Below are 18,206 nucleotides of genomic sequence, written 5' to 3'. Positions count from 1 at the left end.
CATTTGCTGGGGTTAGGCGGTGACACACACCCGGGTTTAGCGGCCGTTTTTCCGGCCGTCGGGGGGGGTTCCGCCGGGGGGCAGGGCGCCGCGGTCCGACGGGCCTTCAGCCGTCCGTCCTCGGGCGGGGCACCGCCCGCGGCTCAGGACGGGTGGGCGCCGACCGCGTCGCGGATCTGTTCGCCGAGGCCGCCGTTGACGCGGGCGCAGTTGGCGCAGCAGAAGAACCGGCCCGCCACCTCCACGCCGTGGCCCACGATCCGGACCTGGCACTGTTCGCAGCGCGGCGCGAGCTTCTCCATCGCGCACTCGAAGCTGTCGAAGGTGTACACGTCGCCGGTGATGGTCTTGATCTCGAAGGCGAGCCAGTAGTCGTTGCCGCAGGTGACGCAGATGGCCATGGTGGCCGTCTCCCTTCCGGTGGGGGCTGAACGGCCGGTCTGGCGCTCAGCCCTTCCCAGTGTCGGAGCGGCCCCCGGCACCGGCCACTCGGCCGCACCCGCCCGGGAGGCCCGGAGGCACGGGGGTCCGGAAGCACAGGGGTCCGGTAGCACAGGGGCCCGGAAGTACGGGGGTGCGGAAGCATCGGGGCCCGGACGCACCGGCGGCTCAGGTGGACCGGAGCCTCAGGTGGACCGGAGCCTCAGGCGGACCGGGACGACAGCTCCTCCAGCGCCCGGACCGCCCGGTCGGCCTCCTCGGCCCCGACGAACAGGTGGTCGTGGTGGAAGCCGGCCACCACGTTGCAGCTGATCCCCTCCTCGGCCAGCCGGCCCGCCACGGCGGCGGTCAGGCCGACGGCTTCCAGCGCCGAGTGGATCTTCAGCGTGATCCAGGCCGCCACGTACTCGTAGCGCAGGCCGAGTGCGTCCGCCTCCTCCTGCGCCACCACCACCGTCACCCCCTCGGGCTCGGCGACCGTGACCACCGGCCGCATCCCGGCGGGCACCTTCGCGGGCAGCGTGCAGTAGACGTACCGCCCCGGGTTGAGCTGCGGGCGCATTCCGCGCAGGAGGGTCGCAAGGTCTCGTTCACCGGCCATGCCCGCCACCGTAGCGGCTGGGCCCCTGCCGCACGGGGTGCCGGCCGACGACCGGCCGGCCGTGTCGGAAACCGTTGACGAGCGACAGTCACCGATATATCGTCGAGTTATCGAGACAGTTACTCGACTGTCCGAACGACTGATGGACGAACGAATGCAGGAGGTGGGCGCGATGCGCTCGGGACGACGATTTCGTGAGGAGGGCCCGCGCGGCGGACGGCGCCGCGGGCCGGGCCCGGAGTTCGGGGGGACGCCCGGGGAGGGCTTCGAGGGCCGGGGGGCGTTCGGCCCCTTCGGGCCGCCGCCGTTCGGGCCCGGTCGCCCGATGGGCGGGCCGTTCGGCGGCTTCGGCGGGCACGGGGGCCGCGGGCACGGCGGTCCGCGCGGCCGTCGCGGCGGGCGGGCGCGGCGCGGGGACGTGCGCGCGTCGCTGCTGGCGCTGCTCAAGGAGCGGCCGATGCACGGCTACGAGATGATCGCGGAGATCGCCGAGCGGACGGGCGGGGCCTGGCGGCCGAGCCCCGGCTCGATCTACCCGAACCTCCAGCTGCTGGAGGAGGAGGGCCTGATCACCGCGGAGGAGGTCGGCGGCAAGCGGCTGGTCTCGCTCACCGAGGCCGGCCGGGCGGAGGCCGAGGCGGGGGCCGCCGAGCCGTGGGCGGAGGCCGGCCGTGAGGTCGACTGGGAGGCCGTCCAGGAGGTCGGCCAGGCGCTCGGCGCGGTCGACCACGCGATCCGGCAGGTCATGACGACGGGCACGGAGGCGCAGCGGGCCAAGGGGCTGGCGGTGCTCAACGAGGCCCGCAAGAAGCTGTACCTGATCCTCGCCGAGGATGCGTAGCGGTCGGCGGGGGGCTGTCGGCGGATGGTGCCGCTGCTCAGGAGCGGATGGCGAACAGTGCCACGCACGCGAGCAGCAGCACCGTCCAGCCGAGCCAGAGCCAGGGGTTCGGGCCGATCGCCGCGCTGTAGGCGCTGACCATCACCAGCAGCCCCGCGGTGACCGCGGCCACCTGCCGGTTGTGGTGCATCGCCGTCCGGGACCTCGTCCGCGGGTGGTGCCGTGCCGTCCTCGCCATGGCCGTTCTCCCTGGATCGGGCCCCCGGGGAGCGCTGTCGTCACCCCGGGGAGCGGCCGTCACCCGGAGGCGCGGGCGCTGGCCGCTTCGTCGTACTCGTAGCGCCAGTACCAGCTGACACCCCGCTGCTGCTTGGACCGGACGTACACCAGTGTGCGCGCGGGGGTCTCCCCGTGCGCGGGGACCGGCACCTTGTAGGTCTTGGGCACGCCGTACATGGGTCCCAGCGGGATCGGCAGGATCCGGCCGTCCAGGGGGCCGCCGACGAATTCGGTCTCCGCGCTCTTCACCTCACCAGGGTCTCACCCCGCCGGGTCCTCCCGTCGCCGCAGGTGGCCGGTGGGTGGCCTCCCGGCGTCCGGGGGGTGAACGGCGGTCCGGGGCGGTCCGGAGGAGGGGTTGTGACGCGCAGGTGCCGGGAGTGTGACCGGAGAGGCACCGCCCCCGGTCATCCGAGGGCCCCGCGCACCCTTATCCTTCCTGTTACGCCCTCGGGGTTCACCCGGGTCAGCGGGCCCCGTACGGGCCGGGCAAGGCGCACGTCGGTGTGCCTGCCGGGCCACCGAGCCGCAGCGTCCGTGCTGCCGTGACTCCGTACCGTGACCCGGGCGTCGGCCGTCCGGCAACCCCGGCTCCGGCCGGCTGGGCGCGGACGGCAGGGCCGAGCACCATCCCGGGAAGCAGGCGGGGGGTGCTGTGCGTTGCGTCGGAGTAGGACGTCGAGTGCTGTGTCACACCAGGCACGGCAGTGCGCGGAGAGGGGCCCGATGGAATCCGGCAGCAGGTGGACGACCTGGTGGCAGAAGCGTGATCGTCAGCGGGCCCGGTCGGCCGACGCGGACAGTCCCGCCGCCAGACTGGATCAGCTGCTCGGCGCCGTGCGCGCCGGTTTCCCGCTCGCGCCCGCCGCGCACCCGGCCGGGTACCGGTGTTCCTGTGACCGGGTCGCGTGTCCGGCGCCGGCCCAGCACCCGGTGTCCTTCGCGTGGCAGACCCAGGCGACCACCGACCCCGAGCAGGTCGGGCGCTGGCTCTCCCGCGACCCCCAGGCCAACTTCATCACCGCCACCGGCCGCGCCCACGACGTGCTGGACGTGCCCGCCGAGGCCGGCCGGCTGGCCCTGGAGCGGCTCACCGCGCTGGGCGTGGAGGGTCCGGTGGCCGCCGTCGGCGAGGACCGCTACCTGTTCTTCACCGCCACCCGGGGCACCCCGGTGGACGAGGACGAGTGGTGGCCGAGCGCCCTCGACTCCACCCCGGACACCATGTCCGAGCACCCCGGACTGCGCTGGCACTGCCGGGGCTCGTACACCCTGCTGCCGCCGGCCGCGCTGCCGGACGGCTCCGAGGTGCGCTGGCTGCGCGGGCCCGAGCAGCCCCTGCCGGACCCGCTGCGCGTCCTGGACGTGCTGACCGACGCCTGCACCGAGGTGGGCGCGGTCGCCGAGGAGCAGTGGCTGATCGGCTGACCGCGCCGTCGGTCCCGCCGGGCTACGGCAGGGTGAGGATCTCCGCGCCGTCGGCCGTGACGACGAGGGTGTGCTCGAACTGGGCGGTGCGCTTGCGGTCCTTGGTCACGACCGTCCAGCCGTCGGCCCAGATCTCGTAGTCGTAGGTGCCCAGGGTCAGCATCGGCTCGATGGTGAAGGTCATCCCGGGCTTGATCACCTCGGTGGCCCGCTCGCTGTCGTAGTGCGGGATGATCAGGCCGGAGTGGAACGACGTGTTGATGCCGTGCCCGGTGAAGTCCCGCACCACGCCGTAGCCGAAGCGCTTCGCGTAGGACTCGATGACCCGGCCGATGACGTTGACCTGGCGGCCGGGCTTGACCGCCTTGATGGCCCGGTTGAGCGACTCGCGGGTCCGTTCGACCAGCAGCCGCGACTCCTCGTCCACGTCGCCGCAGAGGTAGGTGGCGTTGAGGTCGCCGTGCACCCCGTGGATGTAGGCGGTGGCGTCGATGTTGACGATGTCGCCGTCCTGCAGCACGGTCGAGTCCGGGATGCCGTGGCAGATCACCTCGTTGACCGAGGTGCAGATCGACTTCGGGAATCCCCGGTAGCCGAGGTCGGACGGGTAGGCGCCGTGGTCGCACATGTACTCGTGGGCGACGACGTCCAGGGCGTCCGTGGTGACGCCGGGCGCGATCAGCTTCGCGGCCTCCGCCATCGCCTGTGCGGCGATCCGGCTCGCGATCCGCATCTTCTCGATCGTCTCGGCGGTCTGCACCTCGGGCCCGGTGTACGGCGCCGGCGCGGGCCGTCCGACGTACTCGGGGCGCGCGATGTGCGCCGGGACCTTGCGGGTGGGGGACTGGATGCCGGGTACGAGAGCCATGGCCGCGAGTCTATCCGCCGGTCCCGCCCCGGCCCGGGGTGTGCGGGGCGCCCCCGGCCGGGGAATGATCGGTACGACCTGCCACGCCGAACGGGAGTGACCGCCATGCCCCTGGGATTCCACCGCAAGCCGACCGGCAAGCCCGGTGAGTGGTTCTACTGCATCAAGCACGCCAAGGTGGAGGAGGGCCCCGAGTGTCCCGCCAAGGACCGCCTCGGCCCGTACGCCACCCGCGAGGAGGCCGCCCACGCGCTCCAACTCGCCGACGAGCGCAACCGCGAGTGGAAGAACGACCCCCGCTGGGGCGACCGGCCGGCGGACGATCAGGCCGAGTAGCCGTCAGCGACCGCGGGGGCCCAGGTACTTCGCGCTGGTGAGCGGGGCGAGCACCCGCCAGCCGAGCGCGGTGTACAGCGCGTGGCCGTCCGGGGTCCCGGCGAGGACGCCGGTCTGGGCGCCCTGCTCGGCCGCCGCGGTGGCGAGCGCGCGCATGACCAGACTGCCGAGGCCCCTGCGGCGGTGCCCGGGGTCGGTCTCGATCTGGTCGACGACGGCGGTCGGGCCGAGGGGGACGGTCTGGCCGCGGGCCGCCAGTGCGCCGGAGGCGTCGGTGACCATGGCGCGGACCACGCCGCCGCGGGTCCAGGTGCGCAGGCGGTAGCCGTCAGGCGCGGTCAGCCGGTGCGTGGGGGAGGGGGCCAGCGGGACGGTCATCAGGTAGCCGGGTTCGTCGTCGATCCACCAGTCGGGCCCGAGCCAGGGGGAGACGACCGCCGGGTCCGCGAAGACCTTGAGCCAGGTGCCCTCGGCGCGGACGGCGCCGGCGACCTTGCGGACGTCGGCCTCGCGCACGGCGTTACCGGTGGCGTCGAAGACGTGCCGGGTGACGTGGCCGCCGACGCCGACGTCGATGGTGTACCCCCACGGTTCGACGACGGGCGGCGCGGCCAGCCGCGACACGATCCACCCGTCGACCCAGCTGCGGACGACGTTCTCCGTCGTGGTCTCCAGCACGGCCACCCCTTCGCCCGGACGATCTGAACGAGGGAAGAGTAATAGGCCCATGGCCGCTCTGTCACTTACTTTTGGGTGGCGGGTGCCGCGGCCTCCGCCTTCGCGGCCTCCACCGCGGCCCGATCCGCCTCCGCCCGGTCCGCCGCGGCGCGCTCGTGCTCGGCGCGGACGGCGGCCGCGTGCGGGTCGGTGCGGTCGTCGTAGGCGAGCAGGGCGGGCAGTGCGGCGACCAGGGCGAGCACGCCGGCCACGCAGGCGACGCCGCCGACCCACACCGAGGCCCGGACGCCGACCAGTCCGGCCATCCCGCCGGCCCGGACCTGGCCGAGCTGCGGGCCGAGCGAGTAGCTGAGCAGCTCCACGCCGGCCATCCGGCCGCGGACCTCGTCCGGGATGGACTGGTTCCACATCGTGGAGCGGGCGATGCCGCTGATCTGGTCGGCGCCGCCGGCCAGTGCCAGACAGAGCAGGACGGCCCAGACGGAGGCGGTGAGGCCGGCCAGGGCCATCGCCGCGCCCCAGCCGAGGGCGGCGGCCACCAGCATCCGGCCCAGCCGGTGGACCCGGGAGGCCCAGCCGCTGGTCACCGAGACCGCCAGGGCGCCGACCGCCGAGGCGGAGTACATCAGGCCGAGCGCCCAGTCGGCGTCCAGCTCCGAGGCGAGGAAGGGGAAGACCGCCACCGGGAAGGCGAACAGCATCGCGACCAGGTCGACGGCGTACGTGCCCAGCAGGTCCTTGCGGCTCCAGGCGTACCGCACACCGGTCAGGACGGCTTGGACGGACGGCTTGTCGGCGCCGGTGGGCGGCGGCACGGCGCGGATCCGGGCGAGCAGCACCAGCGAGGCGGCGAAGGTGAGCACGTCCAGCGCGTACGCGGTCTGCACCCCGGCGAACGCCACGACGACCCCGGCCAGAGCCGGTCCGGCCACCGAACCGGCGTTGCGGTAGAGGGAGTTGAGTGCGAACGCGGCGGTCAGCTGGTCGTGCGGGACGATCCGCGGGGTGAGCGAGTCCAGCGCCGGGCGTTGCAGGCCGTCGGCGGCGGCGACCAGCGCGGCCACCAGGTAGACCGGCCAGAGCACCGGGGTCGGCAGCAGGGCGTTGAGCAGCAGGACGCCGCTGAGCAGGCCGAGCGCGGCCTCCGAGAACAGCACCAGCCTGCGGCGGTCCAGCGCGTCGGCGAGGGCGCCGCCCCAGAGGCCGAAGACGACGAGCGGCACCAGCTCGAAGGCGCCGACCAGACCGACCGCGACGGAGGAGCCGGTGAGCTCCTTGATCTGCATCGGCACGGCGACGTACGTCAGGAAGCTGCCGAGGCTGGTGACGCAGCCCGAGAGCCAGAGGAGCCGGAAGTCCCGCGAGGAGCGCCAGGGCGTCAGGTCGGGGCGCAGCGAGCGCAGCAGCGTCTGCAGCCGGCCGCTCGGGGGTGGTTCGGCGTCGTTCACGAAGCACCATCCTCGGCGGGCCGCTCACGCCCCGGCAACCGGTTTTCGGCGCGGCCCGGCAGCGCGGCCCGGCAGCGCGGCTCGGCGGCGCCGCCCGTGCCGCCCGGCCCACCGCCCTACCAGCGGCTGACCGTCGGCCCCGCGGTGAGCCGGCCGGCCAGCCCGGCCAGCCGGCCGAGCGCCGAGCGGCGGGCCGGCGGTTCCCCGGCGGCCACGCTGACCAGGTGCTGGGCGAGGTCGAACGGCTCCTCCTCGGCGGTCCCGACGACCAGCCGCTCGTGCGCCAGGCCCGCCAGGTCCGTCCGGCCGGCGGCGCCGTCCAGGGCGAGCACCGTCGCCCCGCCGCGCCGGGCGTCCTGCACCCGCTCCAGCAGGCCCTCGCCGGCCGCCGCCGGGGCCACCACCAGCACGGTGGCCCTGCGCCCGGCCTCGGCCAGCCGCCGCAGGCCGTGCGCCAGGTGTGCCGGGGCCTCGGCGGGCACCCGGTGCCGCAGCAGGGTCGGGGCCAGCCGGGGGACGTCCGACCAGGCCGCCTCGTCCGCCAGGTGGGCGGCCAGGTGCCAGGGCTCGTACGCCTCGGTGCCGACCAGCAGCAGCCCGTCCGCACCCCGCCGGCCGACGGCGTGCCGCAGCGAGCCGGCGAAGCCGCCGACCGCCTCTAGCCAGCCCGAACCGGCCAGCCGCTCCCGGAGTGCCGAAACTCTCACCACGTCCATGGGGCACAGAATGTCGCGGCGGGCCGGGCGTTTGGCAGGATCGGCCCATGACTTCCCTCGATTCAGCGACAAACCCGGCCCACGAGCTGCCGGACGTCTCGCAGCTGGTGGTCGGTGTCCTCGGCGGCACCGGCGACCAGGGGCGGGGGCTCGCCTTGCGGCTGGCCAAGGCCGGCCAGCAGGTGATCATCGGTTCGCGCGACGCCTCCCGCGCCGAGGCCTCGGCGGCCGCGATCGGCCTCGGCGTGCGCGGCGCCGACAACGCGGCCACCGCGCGGGAGAGCGACATCGTGATCGTGGCCGTCCCGTGGGACGGCCACGCGGCCACCCTCTCCGCCCTGCGCGAGGAGCTGGCCGGCAAGATCGTGGTGGACTGCGTCAACCCGCTCGGCTTCGACAAGCAGGGCGCGTACGCGCTGGTGCCGGAGGAGGGCAGCGCCGCCCAGCAGGCCGCCGCCCTGCTGCCGGACTCCCGGGTCACCGCGGCCTTCCACCACCTCTCGGCGGTGCTGCTCCAGGACGAGGCCGTCGAGCGGATCGACACCGACGTGATGGTGCTCGGCGACGAGCGCGCCGCCACCGACGTGGTGCAGGCGCTGGCCGGCCGGATCCCGGGGATGCGCGGCATCTTCGCCGGCCGGCTGCGCAACGCCCACCAGGTGGAGTCGCTGGTCGCCAACCTGATCTCGGTCAACCGCCGCTACAAGGCCCACGCGGGCCTGCGGATCACCGACGTCTGAGACGTCCGGGCCGTGCGCCCGGCGGCCGGTGCGGACGCGCCGGGCGCCGGGCGCCCCCCTGGACCGGCTCCCGGGGTGAGGTCGGCGACAATGGGTGCCGACCGTCAGCCCGCGCTAGGAGCTCCCGCCATGCCCCGCACGTCCCTCTTCGCCTCGATCGTCGTCGTCCTCGCGCTGGCCGCCGCCGTGGTCTCCGTGGTGCAGGGCTGGTGGGTGGGGCTGATCTGGATCCCGATGGCGGGCATCGCCAGCAACGTCCTCTGGATGGACCTGCGCCGCGAGAAGCTGGCGAAGGCCAGGGCCGAGCGGGCCCAGAGCGCCGCCTAGGCCCCGCGTCCTTGCGCTCCTAGTTCTTCCAGAAGGAGAACAGGTACCGGCCGAGCGTCGCGTAGTCGGCGTCCGCGCCGAACAGGCCCATCAGCCCGTACACCGCGTCGAAGAAGAACCGGTTCACCTCGGGCTGCCAGAGCAGCGCGAAGACCGCCAGCATCCCGTACGGGGCGAACGGCTCGACCGCGCGCCGGGTCTTGTACGACAGCCAGGGCTCGATGATCCCGTAGCCGTCCAGGCCGGGCACCGGCAGCAGGTTCAGCAGGGCCGCGCTCAGCTGGAGCAGCCCGAGGAACCCGAGCGCGCCGGAGAACGGCGAGACGCTCAGCTCGTAGCCGTTCCACTGCGCGTGCACGGACGGGTCGTCCAGCCACCCCGCGCCGATCGGGATCAGCAGCAGGGCCGCGCAGACCAGGTTCACCAGCGGGCCGGCCGCCGAGATCAGGCTGTGCTTGAGCCGGCCGCTGATCCGGTGGCGCTCGATCCAGACCGAGCCGCCGGGCAGGCCGATGCCGCCGAGGATCACGAACACGATCGGCAGCACGAAGCTGAGCAGGACGTTGGTGTACTTGAGCGGGTTGAGCGTCAGGTAGCCCTTGGCGCCGACGGTGAGGTCGCCGCCGTGCAGCGCGGTGCGGGCGTGCGCGTACTCGTGCAGGCAGAGCGAGACCATCCAGCCCGCGACCACGAACAGGAACACCCCGAACGAGGCGTTGCCGTACCCGGAGTACACCGCCCAGCCGGACGTGGCCAGTATCGCGAGCAGCACCCAGAACACCGGGCTGATCCGGCGGTCCTCGCTGCGCGAGCGCTGCGTTGCGGCGAAGGTCATGGTGTGGGTGCTCCGGGTGTCTGGGGTGCGGGGGTCGGGGCTGCGGGCAGGGACCGATCATGCCGGGCGGGTCCGTCGCCGGACAAGCCGTCCAGGGTGAACGTACGACGACCGGGCCCCGGTTCCGTGCCCGGGCCCCGGGCTTCCGTGTCCGGGACCGGCTTCCGTGCCCGGGCCGCGGACTCCGCGGACGGCGCGGACAATTGTGCGCGGCGGCGGCGGCCATCGACCAGAATGGGCCGGTGCACTACGGCATCCTCGGAACCACCACGGCCCACCACGACGACGGCTCCCCCGTCCCGCTCGGCGGGGCCCGCCTGCGGGCGCTGCTCGCCGCGCTGGTCCTGCGGCAGGGGCGGCCGGTCCCGGCCGACCTCCTGGTGGACGAGGTGTGGGACACCGAGCCGCCGCAGGACGCCGCCGCCGCCCTGCAGACCCTGGTCGGCCGGCTGCGCCGCACCATCGGCCGCGACCGGGTCGGCTCCGGCCCGGCCGGCTACTGGCTGACCGAGCCGCGCACCGACCTCGGCGAGTTCCAGCGCCTCGCCGGCGAGGGGCGCCGCGCGCTGGAGGACGCCGACCACGCGCTGGCCGCCGAGCGACTGCGCGCCGCCCTGGCCCTGTGGCGCGGCCCGGCCCTCGCCGACCTGCCCGACCGCAGCGGCCCCGCCATCCGGCTGGAGGCCCAGCGGGACGAGGCCCGCCGGCACCGGATCACCGCGGACCTCGGCCTCGGCCGGGCCGCCGAGCTGGTCGCCGAACTCGCCGAGCTCTGCGAACGGCAGCCGCTGGACGAGCCCCTGCAGTACCTGATGGTCCGGGCGCTGCACGAGAGCGGCCGCACCGCCGAGGCGCTGCGCCACTACGAGCGGAGCAGGCGCGCCCTTGCGGACGAGCTCGGCGTCGACCCGGGACGCCAACTCCAGGCCCTGCACGCCGAACTGCTGGCCCCCGCCGAGGCGGTCGAGCCGGTCGCGCGCGAGCGGGCCCAGCCGGCGTCCCCCCGGCCGCCGACCGCCCAGCCGCCACGGCCGCCGGCCTCCCAGTCGCCCCGCAGCGCGGGCAACCTGCGCGGCCGGCTGACCAGCTTCGTCGGCCGGGAGGGCGATCTCGCCTCCCTGCGCACCGCCCTGACCGGCAGTCGGCTGGTCACCCTGACCGGGCCCGGCGGCTCGGGCAAGACCAGGCTCTCGGTCGAGGCCGGCCGCGCCGAACAGGGCGCCGGGAGCTGGCCGGACGGCGTCTGGCTGGCCGAACTCGCCCCGCTGGAGAGCGCGGCCGCCGTCCCGGCCGCCGTGGTGTCCGCGCTCGGCCTGCGCGAGACCGTGCTGCACACCGGCGGCATGGTCGCCGACGTGATCGAGACCCGCACCGAGGACCCGCTGCGCCGGCTGGTCGAGCACTGCGGCCACCGCCGGATGCTGATCGTCCTGGACAACTGCGAGCACCTGATCCAGGCCGCCGCCGACCTCGCCGACCAGCTGCTCGCCGAGTGCCCCGGCCTCACCGTCCTCGCCACCAGCCGCGAACCGCTCGGCGTGCCCGGCGAGACCGTCCTGCCGGTCGAGCCGCTGCCGGACCCGGTGGCGCTGCGCCTGCTCGCCGAGCGCGCCGCCTCCGCCAGTCCCGGCTTCGACCCGCAGGGCGACCCGGAGGCGTGCGCCGAGATCTGCCGCCGCCTCGACGGCCTGCCGCTCGCCATCGAACTGGCCGCCGCCAGGCTGCGGGTGATGACGGCCCGCCAGATCGCCGACCGCCTGGACAGCCGATTCGCGCTGCTCACCGGCGGAAGCCGCACCCTTCTGCCGCGCCAGCAGACCCTGCGGGCGGTCGTCGACTGGAGCTGGGACCTCCTCGGCAAGCGCGAACGGGCGGTGCTGCGGCGGCTGTCGGTGTTCGCCGGCGGCTGGACGCTGGAGGACGCCGAGTCGATCTGCGCCGACGACACCGAGGTGCCCCGCGAGGAGGTCGCCGACCAACTGCTGTCGCTGGTCGACAAGTCGCTGCTGGTGGCCGACCTCGGCACGGACGGCCCGCCGCGTTACCGGATGCTGGAGACCATCCACGAGTACGCCGAGGAGCGGCTGGCCGCGGCGGCCGAGCGGGCCGAGACCGAGCGCCGGCACGTCGAGCACTTCCGGGAGCTGGTCAGCACCGCCGACCTGCACGTCCACGGCCCGGAGCAGCTGAACTGGCTGGCGGTGCTGGAGCGGGAGCAGGACAACATCCGGGCCGCGTTGCGCCGGGCGGTGGACGGCCGGGAGGAGCAGGAGGGGCTGGCCCTCGCGCTCGGCATGAGCTGGTACTGGTCGCTGCGCGGCTTCAGCCTGGAGGCGCGCGGCTGGTACGAGGCGGTGGCCGCGCTCGGACCGGACCCGTTCGACCCGGACGGCCCGCCGCCGGAGCCGCTGGAGCGGCACGTGCTGGAGTACGGCCTGCCGATGCCGCCCGGGGTGGTGGCGGAGGCCCGCCGGCAGATGGCGCTGTACCGGCTGGTCGGGCTCTTCGAGGGCAACCTCGACGTGCTGGCCGACGAGGAGGCGACGCGCCTCTCCCGGCAGCTGCTGGAGGCCTACACCCCGGACCTTCCGCAGAGCTACCGGTTCCCGGGGCTGATGAGGGCGTTCGGGGCGTTCCTGGCGGGCCGGCTGGAGATCATGCGGGACCTGCTGGACGACGCGGTGGAGGGCTGCCGCCGCCACGGGGACGCCACCGACCTCGCGTTCATCCTGCAGATCCGGGCCAAGATGATGAACGACTGGCCCGGCGGCCTGGAGCAGTCGGTCCGCGACGGCGAGGAGTCGCTGGAGCTGTTCCGCCGTTCGGGCGACCGCTGGGGGATGTCCCAGGCGTACGCGGCTCACGGCGAGTCGATGGCCAATCAGGGCCGGGCCGAGGAGGCCGTCAACGCGTACCAGCGGGCGATCGAGCTGGCGGAGGAGCTCGGCGCCCCGCAGGAGGTGCCGATGCTGCGCGTCAACCTCGGCAACTCGCTGCTCGCCCGCGACCCCGTCGAGGGGGAGCGGCAGATCCGCGAGGCGCTGGCCGAGGCGGACCCGGACGAGAGCCAGGCCGCCAACGGCGCGGTGCTCTTCGGGCATCTGGTCCTCTGCGGGATCCACGCCCAGCGGGGCGAGTACGACGCCGCCCTGGCCGAGCTGGACCAGCTGAACTGGAACCGGGCGGGCTTCTTCGCCCCCGGCCTGGTCGGCGGGATGCTGACGGTCACCCGGGGCTGGGTCATGGCGCAGGCCGGGGACCCGGAGCGGGGGCGGGAGGTGGTCAACGAGGGCCGGCGGCTGCTGCACACGGTGCCGGACGCCGCGAGCGGGTTCGCCGATCAGATGTCGATCATGATGGTGCCGGCGGCGGCCGGGGTGCTGCGGGCGTTCGCCGAGCGTGACGGCGACCTCGACGCGGCCCGCCGGGCGGCGGTCCTGCTCGGCGCGCACGCGGGGCTGAACGGACCCAAGGGCGGCGGCTACCTGGAGCGCGTCGAGCGCGAGACCGCCGAGGCGCGCCTGCGCGGCCTGCTCGGTGACGAGGCGTACGAGGAGGCCGCCGCGGAGGGCGGGGCCAGGGCGGCCGGCCGGGTCGTGGACCTGCTCGACCTGATGAACGAATGACCGGCCGGCCCGCCTCGTCCCCTGAGGCGGGCCGGCCGGTGGCCGGGTGACCCGTGGTGCTGCCGGGCCGGGGCCGGGCTCAGGTCCGCTTGCGGAACCGGGCCACGGCGAGCGGGGCGAAGACCGCGGTGATGCCAACCGACCAGCCCAGCACGATCAGCACCGGGTGGGCCAGCGCACCCTCGCCGTTGAGCAGGGCCCGGCAGGCGTCGGCCAGCGCCGAGAGCGGGTTGACCTTGGTGAAGGACTGCAGCCAGCCCGGCATGGTGTCGGTCGGCGCGAAGATCGAGCTGCCGAACTGCATCGGCATCAGGACGAGCATCGAAACCCCCTGGACGGCCTGGGCGCTGCTCAGCGCCATGCCGAGCAGCATCGAGATCCAGACGATCGACATGCCGAACACCAGGGAGAGGCCGACGGCCGCCAGCACCTCCAGCGGTCCCGTCTTCACCTCGAAGCCGAGGATCAGCGCGAAGCCGATCAGGATGGTGAAGGAGACCAGTGCCCGGCAGGTCTCCGCGACGATCTTGGAGAGCAGGACGGAGGCCCGGCCGATCGGCAGGGTCCGGAACCGGTCCATCACCCCGGTCTGGAAGTCGCTGTTCAGGCCGGTGCCGACGGCCATCGCCAGGGTGAGGCCGGTCTGGCCGAGCAGGCCGGGGATCATGTACTGCTTGTAGGCGTCCTGGCCGCCGGAGATGGCGCCGCCGAAGACGTAGACGAAGAGCACGGTGAAGATGACCGGCATCAGCACCGCGTCGAACATCGACTCCGGGTCCGCCTTGATCCGCATCAGGTTGCGGCGGGTCAGCGCGCCGATGTGGCGCAGCGTGCCGGACAGGCCGATCCGGGTGTCCTCCACCCGGGCGGGCGCGACGGTTGCGGTGGTCATGCCACGGGCTCCTTGGCGAGGCTGGGGGCGCTGTGCGCGGGGGCGGCGGACTTGCCGGTGATGGCGAGGAAGACCTCGTCCAGGCTGGGCACCTTGGTGTCGATGCCGGCGATGGCGAAGCCGCGGGTGCCGAGCACCCCGACCACGGCCGTCAGCTGGTCGTCGCCGGTGATCGGTACCGACAGCAGCCCGGTGTCGGCGGAGAAGGTGGCCTCGGCGATCCCGGTGTCGTGCAGGCAGCGTGCCATCTCGGGCAGTTCGGCGCCGTGGGCCGGGCGGACCTGGAGGGTCTGGCCGCCGACCTGGGCCTTGAGTTCGGCCACCTTCCCGGCGGCGATCACCCGGCCCCGGTCGATGACGGTCAGCTCGTCGGCGAGCTGCTCCGCCTCCTCCATGTACTGGGTGGTGAGCAGCACCGTGGAGCCCTCGGCGACCATCCGCTGCACCTCGTCCCAGACCTCGTTGCGGGTGCGCGGGTCCAGGCCGGTGGTGGGCTCGTCCAGGTAGAGGACCCGGGGGCGGCCGATCATGGAGGCGGCGAGGTCGAGCCGGCGGCGCATGCCGCCGGAGTAGGTCTTCGCGACGCGCTTGGAGGCCTCGGTGAGCGAGAACCGCTCCAGCAGTTCGGCGGCGCGGGCCTTGGCGTCCTTGCGGGAGAGGTCGAGCAGCCGGCCGATCAGGTAGAGGTTCTCGTAGCCGGAGAGCATCTCGTCGACGGAGGCGTACTGGCCGGTGAGGCCGATGGTGCGGCGCAGCTGCTTGGGCTGGCGCAGCACGTCGTAGCCGCCGACGAAGGCGGTGCCGGCGTCCGGCTTGATCAGCGTGGAGAGGACGCGGACGAGCGTCGTCTTGCCCGCGCCGTTGGGGCCGAGCACACCGAGCACGGTGCCCTCGCGGACCGTGAGGTCGACCCCGTCGAGCGCCTTGGTGGCGCCGTAGTGCTTGACGATGCCGCGGACCTCCACGGCGTTGCCCGCGGCGGGCCCCCGGTCGTTCGGGGTGGTGGCGATTCGTGTCATGCCCCCAGGCTGTCCGGCCCGGCTGTCAGCGGGCTGTCACCGTCCGGCCGCCGCCGGGGGGCCGCTGTCATCCCGCTGTCGTGCTGCTGACAGCGGGCTGACGGCGGCCGTTCCGGGCGGCGGGGGCCGGTGCGGCCGGGGGCGGGGCCGGGTGTTGGGTGGCCCCGGGCAGGGCAGGGCAGGGCAGGGCAGGGCAGGGCAGGCCGAAGGCCCCGCTCCCGGCCGGGGAGCGGGGCCCTGGCCCTGCGTCAGTGGAAGGTGTGCTCGGGCGCCGGGAAGGCGCCGGACTGCACGTCGTCGGCGAACGCGCGGGCGGCCTCGCCGAGTACGGCCCGCAGGTTGGCGTACTGCTTGACGAACTTCGGCACCCGGCCGGCGGTCATGCCCGCGAAGTCCGTCCAGACCAGGACCTGGGCGTCGCAGTCGACGCCCGCGCCGATGCCGACGGTGGGGACGGCCAGCTGTTCGGTCACCTGGGCGGCCAGCTCGGCGGGCACGGCCTCCAGGACGACGGCGAAGGCGCCCGCCTGCTGGACGGCCTTGGCGTCGCGCAGCAGCTGGTGCGCCGCCTCGTCACCGCGGCCCTGGACGGGGTAGCCGCCGAGGGCGTGCACGGACTGCGGGGTGAGGCCGATGTGCGCCATCACCGGGATGCCTGCCTCGACCAGCAGCTCGATCGAGCGGGCGCTGCGCTCGCCGCCCTCCAGCTTGACCGCGCCGACCCCGGCCTCCTTCATCAGCCGGGCGGCGTTGTGCATGGCCTGCGCGGGGGACTCCTGGTAGGAGCCGAACGGCAGGTCGGCCACGATCATGGCCCGCTTGGTGCCGCGGACGACGGCGGCGGAGAGCATCACCATCTGATCCATGGTCACCGGCACGGTGGTCTCGTAGCCGAGGTGGCAGTTGCCCGCCGAGTCGCCCACCAGCAGGACGGGAGTGCCGGCCTCGTCGAAGACGCCCGCGGTGAGGGCGTCGTAGGCGGTGAGCATCGACCACTTCTCGCCGCGCTGCTTGGCGGCGGCGAGGTCGCGAACGGTGACGCGGCGGTTGGTGACCCCGCCGTAGAGCGTGGCGGTCGACGCCTGGTTCTGGGCAGGCGAAGGCGAAGAAGCGTTCATCGAACAGGCTCCTGAAGGGTTGTCGTCTCGTGGCGCCGTGTGGCGTCCCCGGATCACCTCCATGCTTGCACGCCCCGGCACGCGCGCAAAGGGGCTTGCCGCGGGTGGGGTGCGATCTGCGGCACACCGGGCCGGGCGGGTGGTGTCCGGCAGGCCCTTTGCCCGAACTTTACGAAACGGGCTCGTCTCGTATCGAAAATCGCGCTACGCTGACCGAGGGGGTTACGAGACGCTTGCGACTCGGAATTGCCCGCCAGTGACACGCCACCACGGACGGGAACCGTAATGACCACCGCAGCCGCGCCACCTCGCGTGCCGGAAGCCATCCATCGCCGGCGCTGGGCGATCCTGGGCACGCTCGTGCTCGCCCTGCTCGTCGTCGTCCTCGACAACTCGATCCTCAACGTCGCGATGAAGACCATCGCGGCCCCCGCGCCGACCGGGCTCGGCGCCAGCCAGAGCGATCTGGAATGGTCGATCAACTCGTACACCCTGGTCTTCGCCGGGCTGCTCTTCACGGCCGGCCTGTTCGGCGACCGCTTCGGCCGCAAGCGCTCCCTGCTGGCCGGCATGGTGGTCTTCGGCATAGCCTCGCTGCTCTCCGCGATGGCCGCCTCGCCGGGTGAACTCATCGGCTACCGCGCCCTGATGGGCGTCGGCGGCGCGCTGGCGATGCCCGCGACGCTGGCCATCATCATGAACGTCTTCGAGCGCTCCGAGCAGCCCAAGGCGATCGGCATCTGGGCCGGCGCGGTCGGCCTGGCCATCGCCATCGGCCCGATCACCGGCGGCCTGCTGATCGAGCACTTCTGGTGGGGCTCGGTCTTCCTGGTCAACGTGCCGATCGTGATCGTCGCGGTGATCGCGATGGTGGTGCTGGTGCCCGAGTCGAAGGACCCGAACCCGGGCAAGCTCGACCCGGTCGGCGTGCTGCTCTCGATCATCGGCCTGGTCGCGCTGATCTACGGCATCATCAAGGGCGGCGAGCTGGCCGACTTCACCGACGCCGGGGCCTGGGTGCCGATGCTGGTCGGCGTGGTGGCACTGGTCGCGTTCGTCTGGTTCGAGCGCCGCGCCGCGCACCCCGCGCTGGACGTCAGCTGGTTCCGCAACAAGGTGTTCAGCGCCTCCGTGGTCGTCGTCGGCGTGGTCTTCTTCGCGCTGATGGGCGTCTCCTTCTTCGGCGTCTTCTACACCCAGAGCGTGCGCGGCTACAGCGCCCTCCAGGCCGGTGTGCTGATGCTGCCGCTGGCCGTCGCCCAGCTGATGTTCGCGCCCCGGGCCCGGCTGGTGGTCGACCGCTTCGGCGTCGCCGCCACCTGTGCCGGCGGCATGGTCCTGATCGCGGTCGGCTTCCTCGGCTACCTGCTGCTGGACGCGACGACCCCGATCTGGATCCTGGTGGTGCTGGGCTTCCTGATGGGTGCCGGCATGGCGCACGTCATGCCGCCGGTGACCGTCGCCATCATGGGCTCGCTGCCGCGGGAGAAGGCCGGCGCGGGCTCGGCCGTCAACAACACCTTCCGGCAGGTCGGCGGCTCGCTCGGGGTCGCCGTGCTCGGCGCGGTGCTCTCCACCGTCTACCGCGACGGCATGGCCGACAAGCTGGACCAGCTGCCGACCGAGGCGCTGCGCGAGAAGGCGGGGGAGTCCCTGGAGGCCACCCTGGCCGTCGCCGACCGGCTCGGCCCGCAGGGCGCCGGGCTGGTCGGGCCGGCGCACGACTCCTTCATCAACGCCATGCACGTGGTGGCCGGGCTCTCCGCCGGCATCACCGCGGTCGGCGCGCTGCTCGCCTGGTTCCTGCTCCCCGGCAGGCTCCCGGCGGGCGGCCCCGGCGCCACGCCGGGCGCCACGCCCGCCCCCGAGGCGGCGGCCGGTGCCGCAGGCCCGGCGCGCGAGTCCGAGGTCGCCGGCACCTGACCCGGCCGCAGGCTTCTGACCTGCGGCTGAGCTGAGCGACAATGGGGCCCTGCCCGTCCGGCCGCGGCCGGACGGGCAGGGCCGTCGTCC

At 74.0% G+C, this 18,206-nt stretch carries 19 protein-coding genes; 7 read left to right on the top strand and 12 right to left on the bottom strand.

Annotated features, from left to right (window positions below; translation table 11 throughout):
* Positions 1–143 precede the first annotated feature (143 nt).
* Positions 144–401: a Prokaryotic metallothionein gene (locus tag ACFC1F_RS17195; protein ID WP_209416622.1), complete on the bottom strand. Its 258-nt coding sequence runs from the start codon at positions 399–401 to the stop codon at positions 144–146.
* Positions 402–643: 242 nt separating this feature from the next.
* Positions 644–1,042: an ACT domain-containing protein gene (locus ACFC1F_RS17190; RefSeq protein WP_209416623.1), complete on the bottom strand. Its 399-nt coding sequence runs from the start codon at positions 1,040–1,042 to the stop codon at positions 644–646.
* Between the two features lie 172 nt (positions 1,043–1,214).
* Here ACFC1F_RS17190 and ACFC1F_RS17185 point away from each other — a divergent pair, with 172 nt between their 5' ends.
* On the top strand, positions 1,215–1,883 hold the full coding sequence (locus ACFC1F_RS17185) for a PadR family transcriptional regulator (RefSeq protein WP_209416669.1): 669 nt from the start codon (positions 1,215–1,217) through the stop codon (positions 1,881–1,883).
* A gap of 37 nt (positions 1,884–1,920) precedes the next feature.
* Here ACFC1F_RS17185 and ACFC1F_RS17180 read toward each other — a convergent pair whose 3' ends face one another.
* Together ACFC1F_RS17180 and ACFC1F_RS17175 are read right to left on the bottom strand one after the other, a co-directional pair.
* Positions 1,921–2,121 (bottom strand): hypothetical protein, encoded by a 201-nt coding sequence (locus tag ACFC1F_RS17180; RefSeq protein WP_209416677.1) that lies wholly within the window; start codon positions 2,119–2,121, stop codon positions 1,921–1,923.
* Between the two features lie 59 nt (positions 2,122–2,180).
* Positions 2,181–2,411: a hypothetical protein gene (locus ACFC1F_RS17175; RefSeq protein ID WP_209416624.1), complete on the bottom strand. Its 231-nt coding sequence runs from the start codon at positions 2,409–2,411 to the stop codon at positions 2,181–2,183.
* A 477-nt stretch (positions 2,412–2,888) separates the two neighbouring features.
* Between ACFC1F_RS17175 and ACFC1F_RS17170 the strand changes: the two genes are divergently transcribed.
* Positions 2,889–3,590 (top strand): bifunctional DNA primase/polymerase, encoded by a 702-nt coding sequence (locus ACFC1F_RS17170; protein ID WP_209416625.1) that lies wholly within the window; start codon positions 2,889–2,891, stop codon positions 3,588–3,590.
* Positions 3,591–3,612: 22 nt separating this feature from the next.
* Here the strand turns inward: ACFC1F_RS17170 and map are convergent, their stop codons facing one another.
* On the bottom strand, positions 3,613–4,458 hold the full coding sequence (gene map / locus ACFC1F_RS17165; RefSeq protein WP_209416626.1) for a type I methionyl aminopeptidase: 846 nt from the start codon (positions 4,456–4,458) through the stop codon (positions 3,613–3,615).
* A gap of 105 nt (positions 4,459–4,563) precedes the next feature.
* Between map and ACFC1F_RS17160 the strand changes: the two genes are divergently transcribed.
* Positions 4,564–4,794 (top strand): hypothetical protein, encoded by a 231-nt coding sequence (locus tag ACFC1F_RS17160; protein WP_148645388.1) that lies wholly within the window; start codon positions 4,564–4,566, stop codon positions 4,792–4,794.
* A gap of 3 nt (positions 4,795–4,797) precedes the next feature.
* Here ACFC1F_RS17160 and ACFC1F_RS17155 read toward each other — a convergent pair whose 3' ends face one another.
* The 3 genes from ACFC1F_RS17155 to ACFC1F_RS17145 form a co-directional block, all read right to left on the bottom strand.
* On the bottom strand, positions 4,798–5,472 hold the full coding sequence (locus ACFC1F_RS17155; protein ID WP_376159131.1) for a GNAT family N-acetyltransferase: 675 nt from the start codon (positions 5,470–5,472) through the stop codon (positions 4,798–4,800).
* A 65-nt stretch (positions 5,473–5,537) separates the two neighbouring features.
* Complete coding sequence (locus tag ACFC1F_RS17150; RefSeq protein ID WP_376159129.1) at positions 5,538–6,920, bottom strand: MFS transporter; 1,383 nt, start codon at positions 6,918–6,920, stop codon at positions 5,538–5,540.
* Positions 6,921–7,036: 116 nt separating this feature from the next.
* Positions 7,037–7,636, bottom strand: coding sequence for a hypothetical protein (locus tag ACFC1F_RS17145; protein ID WP_209416628.1), 600 nt, complete (start codon positions 7,634–7,636; stop codon positions 7,037–7,039).
* Between the two features lie 47 nt (positions 7,637–7,683).
* On the opposite strand from ACFC1F_RS17145, the gene npdG reads away from it, so the two are divergent.
* The gene (gene npdG, locus ACFC1F_RS17140; protein ID WP_209416629.1) at positions 7,684–8,376 is read left to right on the top strand and encodes an NADPH-dependent F420 reductase; all 693 of its coding nucleotides are present in this window, start codon (positions 7,684–7,686) and stop codon (positions 8,374–8,376) included.
* Between the two features lie 129 nt (positions 8,377–8,505).
* Entirely contained in the window at positions 8,506–8,703 is a 198-nt protein-coding gene (locus tag ACFC1F_RS17135; RefSeq protein ID WP_148645392.1) for a hypothetical protein, read from the top strand.
* A 19-nt stretch (positions 8,704–8,722) separates the two neighbouring features.
* On the opposite strand, the gene ACFC1F_RS17130 is transcribed toward ACFC1F_RS17135, so the two are convergent.
* Entirely contained in the window at positions 8,723–9,538 is an 816-nt protein-coding gene (locus tag ACFC1F_RS17130) for a site-2 protease family protein (RefSeq protein ID WP_209416630.1), read from the bottom strand.
* Positions 9,539–9,780: 242 nt separating this feature from the next.
* On the opposite strand from ACFC1F_RS17130, the gene ACFC1F_RS17125 reads away from it, so the two are divergent.
* On the top strand, positions 9,781–13,164 hold the full coding sequence (locus tag ACFC1F_RS17125; RefSeq protein ID WP_376159126.1) for a BTAD domain-containing putative transcriptional regulator: 3,384 nt from the start codon (positions 9,781–9,783) through the stop codon (positions 13,162–13,164).
* Positions 13,165–13,243: 79 nt separating this feature from the next.
* On the opposite strand, the gene ACFC1F_RS17120 is transcribed toward ACFC1F_RS17125, so the two are convergent.
* The 3 genes from ACFC1F_RS17120 to panB all read right to left on the bottom strand — a co-directional run bounded on the left by ACFC1F_RS17120 (position 13,244) and on the right by panB (position 16,193).
* A complete protein-coding gene (locus tag ACFC1F_RS17120; protein WP_209416632.1) occupies positions 13,244–14,056 on the bottom strand; it encodes an ABC transporter permease in 813 nt (270 codons plus the stop codon).
* Positions 14,053–15,075, bottom strand: coding sequence for an ATP-binding cassette domain-containing protein (locus ACFC1F_RS17115; protein WP_376159124.1), 1,023 nt, complete (start codon positions 15,073–15,075; stop codon positions 14,053–14,055). The genes ACFC1F_RS17120 and ACFC1F_RS17115 overlap by 4 nt, the downstream gene beginning before the upstream one ends.
* A 248-nt stretch (positions 15,076–15,323) precedes the next feature.
* Complete coding sequence (panB, locus tag ACFC1F_RS17110; protein ID WP_148645397.1) at positions 15,324–16,193, bottom strand: 3-methyl-2-oxobutanoate hydroxymethyltransferase; 870 nt, start codon at positions 16,191–16,193, stop codon at positions 15,324–15,326.
* 285 nt (positions 16,194–16,478) lie between these two features.
* On the opposite strand from panB, the gene ACFC1F_RS17105 reads away from it, so the two are divergent.
* Positions 16,479–18,116, top strand: coding sequence for an MFS transporter (locus ACFC1F_RS17105; protein ID WP_376159122.1), 1,638 nt, complete (start codon positions 16,479–16,481; stop codon positions 18,114–18,116).
* The last annotated feature ends 90 nt before the right edge of the window (positions 18,117–18,206 follow it).

This window comes from Kitasatospora sp. NPDC056181 (assembly GCF_042266225.1).
In the GTDB taxonomy this organism is placed as follows: Bacteria; Actinomycetota; Actinomycetes; order Streptomycetales; family Streptomycetaceae; genus Kitasatospora.
Note: the sequence above shows the minus strand (reverse complement) of the source record. Positions and strands in the feature narration are given on the sequence as shown.